The 1,625-nt window shown below is 54.1% G+C and carries 2 other annotated features.

The features are described 5' to 3' along the window. Window positions 1-6: 6 nt before the first annotated feature. Window positions 7-778 (bottom strand) — a sequence feature (23S ribosomal RNA rRNA prediction is too short). Window position 779: 1 nt separating this feature from the next. Beyond that, window positions 780-1,539: a sequence feature (23S ribosomal RNA rRNA prediction is too short), on the bottom strand. Window positions 1,540-1,625: the final 86 nt, after the last annotated feature.

Here is a 1,625-nt window from a genome sequence, read left to right as displayed (position 1 = left end):
AGTCTCAGGGAGAACTCATCTCGGGGCAAGTTTCGTGCTTAGATGCTTTCAGCACTTATCTCTTCCGCATTTAGCTACCGGGCAGTGCCATTGGCATGACAACCCGAACACCAGTGATGCGTCCACTCCGGTCCTCTCGTACTAGGAGCAGCCCCCCTCAATTCTCCAGCGCCCACGGCAGATAGGGACCGAACTGTCTCACGACGTTCTAAACCCAGCTCGCGTACCACTTTAAATGGCGAACAGCCATACCCTTGGGACCTACTTCAGCCCCAGGATGTGATGAGCCGACATCGAGGTGCCAAACACCGCCGTCGATATGAACTCTTGGGCGGTATCAGCCTGTTATCCCCGGAGTACCTTTTATCCGTTGAGCGATGGCCCTTCCATTCAGAACCACCGGATCACTATGACCTGCTTTCGCACCTGCTCGCGCCGTCACGCTCGCAGTCAAGCCAGCTTATGCCATTGCACTAACCTCCTGATGTCCGACCAGGATTAGCTGACCTTCGTGCTCCTCCGTTACGCTTTAGGAGGAGACCGCCCCAGTCAAACTACCCACCAGACACTGTCCGCAACCCGGATCACGGGTCCACGTTAGAACATCAAACATTAAAGGGTGGTATTTCAAGGTTGGCTCCACGCAGACTGGCGTCCACGCTTCAAAGCCTCCCACCTATCCTACACATCAAGGCTCAATGTTCAGTGTCAAGCTATAGTAAAGGTTCACGGGGTCTTTCCGTCTTGCCGCGGGTACACTGCATCTTCACAGCGAGTTCAATTTCACTGAGTCTCGGGTGGAGACAGCCTGGCCATCATTACGCCATTCGTGCAGGTCGGAACTTACCCGACAAGGAATTTCGCTACCTTAGGACCGTTATAGTTACGGCCGCCGTTTACCGGGGCTTCGATCAAGAGCTTCACCTTGCGGTTGACCCCATCAATTAACCTTCCGGCACCGGGCAGGCGTCACACCGTATACGTCCACTTTCGTGTTTGCACAGTGCTGTGTTTTTAATAAACAGTTGCAGCCAGCTGGTATCTTCGACTGGTTTCAGCTCCGTGAGCAAGTCACTTCACCTACGCACCAGCGTGCCTTCTCCCGAAGTTACGGCACCATTTTGCCTAGTTCCTTCACCCGAGTTCTCTCAAGCGCCTTGGTATTCTCTACCTGACCACCTGTGTCGGTTTGGGGTACGATTTCGTGTTACCTGATGCTTAGAGGCTTTTCCTGGAAGCAGGGCATTTGTCACTTCAGCACCGTGGTGCCTCGTCATCACGCCTCAGTGTTAAAGTGAACCGGATTTACCTGGAACACACACCTACACGCTTAAACCGGGACAACCGTCGCCCGGCCGACATAGCCTTCTCCGTCCCCCCTTCGCAGTAACACCAAGTACAGGAATATTAACCTGTTTCCCATCGACTACGCCTTTCGGCCTCGCCTTAGGGGTCGACTCACCCTGCCCCGATTAACGTTGGACAGGAACCCTTGGTCTTCCGGCGAGCGGGCTTTTCACCCGCTTTATCGTTACTTATGTCAGCATTCGCACTTCTGATACCTCCAGCATGCCTCACAGCACACCTTCGCAGGCTTACAGAACGCTCCCCTACCCAACAACACA

The sequence above is a fragment of the Candidatus Kosakonia sp. 282A-S69 genome, assembly GCF_029433855.1.
Lineage (GTDB): Bacteria > Pseudomonadota > Gammaproteobacteria > Enterobacterales > Enterobacteriaceae > Kosakonia > Kosakonia cowanii_A.
Note: the sequence above shows the minus strand (reverse complement) of the source record. Positions and strands in the feature narration are given on the sequence as shown.